Genomic DNA, 3,870 nt, shown 5'->3' with positions numbered 1-3,870 from the left:
GCGCCGCCGGTCCCGGCCCCCGGCCCCCGGCCCCCGGCCCCCGGCCCCCGGCCCCCGGACCCCGGCTCCTCAAACGCCGGAGGGCTGATTTTGGTCGGCGTCCGGCTGGATGGCGCGGAGCGCCATTTCAGCCCCGCCGCCGTGTGAGGCACGGGGGCCCGGGGCGCAGCCCCGGGGAACGGGCGAAGGGCGGGTGGGGGGACTCCGCCCCGCACAGCGGCATTACTTCAAGAGCGGGAGGTACGGCAGATGGGTGGGGCGGACGTGAGTGACGGCGAGCGGTTGCGGCGGTGGCGGATGGTGCTGGGTGGGGGAGAGGGGGAGGGGACCGGGTGTGCGCTGAGCGGGGCCGATGCCGGGATGGATGCCGCGCTCGGGGCGCTGTACGGCGGCGACGCGGGGCGCAAGCGGGCGGGGGAGCGGTCGGCCGGACTCGGGGGGTCCGCGCCCCGCGTGGCGCGCTGGCTCGGGGACATCCGGACGTACTTCCCCACCTCCGTGGTGCAGGTCATGCAGCGGGACGCGATCCAGCGGCTCGGCCTGTCCGCCCTGCTGCTGGAGCCCGAGATGCTGGAGGCGGTGGAGCCGGACGTGCACCTCGTCGGCACCCTGCTCTCCCTCAACAAGGCCATGCCCGAGACGACGAGGGAGACCGCCCGCGCCGTCGTGCGCAAGGTGGTCGAGCAGCTGGAGAAGCGGCTCGCGAGCCGGACGCGGGCGACGCTGACGGGCGCGCTCGACCGGTCCGCCCGGATCGGCCGGCCGCGGCACGCGGACATCGACTGGGACCGGACCATCAGGGCGAACCTGAAGAACTACCTGCCCGAGTACCGGACCGTGGTTCCCGAGCGGCTGGTCGGGTACGGCCGTGCCGCGCGGGCGGTGAAGAAGGAGGTCGTGCTCTGCATCGACCAGTCCGGGTCGATGGCGGCCTCCGTCGTCTACGCCTCCGTCTTCGGGGCGGTGCTGGCCTCGATGCGCTCGATCGCGACCCGGCTGGTCGTCTTCGACACCGCGGTGGTCGATCTGACCGACCAGCTCGACGATCCCGTCGACGTGCTCTTCGGCACCCAGCTCGGGGGCGGCACCGACATCAACCGGGCGCTCGCCTACTGCCAGTCGAAGATCACCAGGCCCGCCGACACCGTCGTCGTCCTCATCAGTGATCTCTATGAGGGCGGGATACGCGACGAGATGCTGAAGCGGGTCGCGGCCATGAAGGCGGCGGGGGTGGAGTTCGTGACGCTGCTGGCGCTGTCCGACGAGGGCGCGCCCGCCTACGACCGGGACCATGCGGCCGCCCTCGCGGCGCTCGGCGCACCGGCCTTCGCCTGCACCCCCGACCTGTTCCCGGAGGTGATGGCCGCGGCGCTGGAGAAGCGGCCGCTGCCCGTCCCGTGAGTGGTCGCACTGCGTGGCAGGACCCGGCCGGGGACGGGCCGGACATCGGTGGATCGCACGAAGATGCAGTTCAACCGTGAGGCGATCTGTGACAGGTATCACCGCTCAGGTGTGATCTGCGATTTAGGGACCTACGTCCCACGGGGATAACCTGCGGGACGGACATGCCGCGTCCACGGTCACCGTGTGCGCCTTCCTTGTGACAGCGCCGTCACGTTGCCCTCCGCGGCACGCCCACGCAGATAGCAGACAACCGCGAATCACTGCGAATCTTTGAAGACAAGGGACGGACGCGCGTGGACCTGTTCGAGTACCAGGCGAGGGACCTCTTCGCCAAGCACGGTGTACCGGTGCTGGCCGGTGAAGTGATCGACACGCCTGAGGCGGCGCGCGAGGCCACGGAGCGGCTGGGCGGCAAGTCGGTCGTCAAGGCGCAGGTGAAGGTCGGCGGCCGCGGCAAGGCCGGCGGCGTGAAGCTGGCGGCCACCCCGGACGAGGCCGTCGCCCGTGCGACGGACATCCTCGGGATGGACATCAAGGGCCACACGGTCCACAAGGTGATGATCGCCGAGACGGCTCCGGAGATTCTGGAGGAGTACTACGTTTCGTACCTCCTCGACCGGACCAACCGGACCTTCCTGGCCATGGCCTCGGTCGCGGGTGGCATGGACATCGAGCAGGTCGCCGAGGAGACCCCGGAGAAGCTCGCCAAGGTCCCGGTGAACGCCAACGAGGGCGTGACCATCGAGAAGGCCCGCGAGATCGTCGCGCTGGCGCAGTTCCCGGCCGAGGTCGCCGAGAAGGTCGCCGAGGTCCTCGTGACCCTGTGGGCGACCTTCATCGCCGAGGACGCGCTCCTCGTCGAGGTCAACCCGCTCGCGAAGGTCGCCAACGGCGACGTCATCGCGCTCGACGGCAAGGTCTCGCTCGACGAGAACGCCGAGTTCCGCCAGCCGGGCCACGAGGAGTTCGTGGACCACGCTGCCGCGAACCCGCTCGAGGCCGCCGCCAAGGCGAAGAACCTCAACTACGTGAAGCTCGACGGCGAGGTCGGCATCATCGGCAACGGCGCGGGTCTCGTCATGAGCACCCTCGACGTCGTCGCGTACGCCGGCGAAAACCACGGCGGCGTCAAGCCCGCCAACTTCCTGGACATCGGCGGTGGCGCTTCCGCCGCCGTCATGGCCAACGGTCTCGAGATCATCCTCGGCGACCCGGACGTCAAGTCCGTGTTCGTCAACGTCTTCGGTGGCATCACCGCGTGTGACGAGGTCGCCAACGGCATCGTCCAGGCGCTGGCCCTGCTGGAGGAGAAGGGCGAGGCGGTCACCAAGCCGCTCGTCGTCCGTCTCGACGGCAACAACGCCGAGCTGGGTCGCAAGATCCTCTCGGACGCCAACCACCCGCTGGTTCAGCGCGTGGACACCATGGACGGCGCGGCCGACAAGGCCGCCGAGCTCGCGGCTGCGAAGTAAGGGCAGAGGTCACAGACTCACATGGCTATCTTCCTCAACAAGGACAGCAAGGTCATCGTCCAGGGCATGACCGGTGCCACGGGCATGAAGCACACCAAGCTGATGCTGGCTGACGGCACCAACATCGTCGGCGGCGTGAACCCGCGCAAGGCCGGCACCACCGTCGACTTCGACGGCACCGAGGTCCCGGTCTTCGGTTCCGTCGCCGAGGCGATCGAGAAGACGGGCGCCAACGTCTCCGTCCTCTTCGTCCCGCCGGCGTTCGCCAAGTCCGCCGTGGTCGAGGCGATCGACGCCGAGATCCCGCTGGCCGTCGTCATCACCGAGGGCATCGCGGTGCACGACTCCGCCGCCTTCTGGTCGTACGCCTCCAGCAAGGGCAACAAGACGCGGATCATCGGCCCGAACTGCCCGGGTCTGATCACCCCCGGCCAGTCCAACGCCGGCATCATCCCGGGCGACATCACCAAGCCCGGCCGCATCGGTCTCGTGTCGAAGTCGGGCACGCTGACCTACCAGATGATGTACGAGCTCCGTGACATCGGCTTCTCCTCCGCCGTCGGCATCGGTGGCGACCCGGTCATCGGCACCACGCACATCGACGCCCTGGAGGCGTTCGAGGCGGACCCCGACACCGACCTGATCGTCATGATCGGCGAGATCGGCGGCGACGCCGAGGAGCGTGCGGCGGACTTCATCGCGAAGAACGTCACCAAGCCGGTCGTCGGCTACGTCGCGGGCTTCACCGCCCCCGAGGGCAAGACCATGGGTCACGCCGGTGCGATCGTCTCCGGTTCTTCTGGCACCGCACAGGCCAAGAAGGAAGCCCTGGAGGCCGCGGGCGTGAAGGTCGGCAAGACGCCGACCGAGACCGCGAAGCTGGCGCGCGAGATCCTGAACGCCGCGCAGAAGTAGTCGCAGCAGGAGTCGCGCTGCCGCCTTTCGGCGGTACGCGCAGACGGGCGTGGCCCGCACCCCTCACAGGGTGCGGGCC

At 69.7% G+C, this 3,870-nt stretch carries 3 protein-coding genes; all 3 read left to right on the top strand.

Annotated features, from left to right (window positions below; genetic code table 11):
• Positions 1-249: 249 nt before the first annotated feature.
• The 3 genes from ACFWNV_RS39495 (at position 250) to sucD (ending at position 3,791) form a co-directional block, all read left to right on the top strand.
• On the top strand, positions 250-1,401 hold the full coding sequence (locus ACFWNV_RS39495; protein ID WP_383957137.1) for a VWA domain-containing protein: 1,152 nt from the start codon (positions 250-252) through the stop codon (positions 1,399-1,401).
• 296 nt (positions 1,402-1,697) lie between these two features.
• Positions 1,698-2,876, top strand: coding sequence for an ADP-forming succinate--CoA ligase subunit beta (sucC, locus tag ACFWNV_RS39490; protein WP_266626308.1), 1,179 nt, complete (start codon positions 1,698-1,700; stop codon positions 2,874-2,876).
• Positions 2,877-2,897: 21 nt separating this feature from the next.
• Positions 2,898-3,791 (top strand): succinate--CoA ligase subunit alpha, encoded by an 894-nt coding sequence (sucD, locus tag ACFWNV_RS39485; protein ID WP_383957133.1) that lies wholly within the window; start codon positions 2,898-2,900, stop codon positions 3,789-3,791.
• The last annotated feature ends 79 nt before the right edge of the window (positions 3,792-3,870 follow it).

It is taken from the genome of Streptomyces sp. NPDC058401, assembly GCF_042722885.1.
In the GTDB taxonomy this organism is placed as follows: domain Bacteria; phylum Actinomycetota; class Actinomycetes; order Streptomycetales; family Streptomycetaceae; genus Streptomyces.
This window is presented reverse-complemented; position numbering and strand designations above follow the sequence as displayed.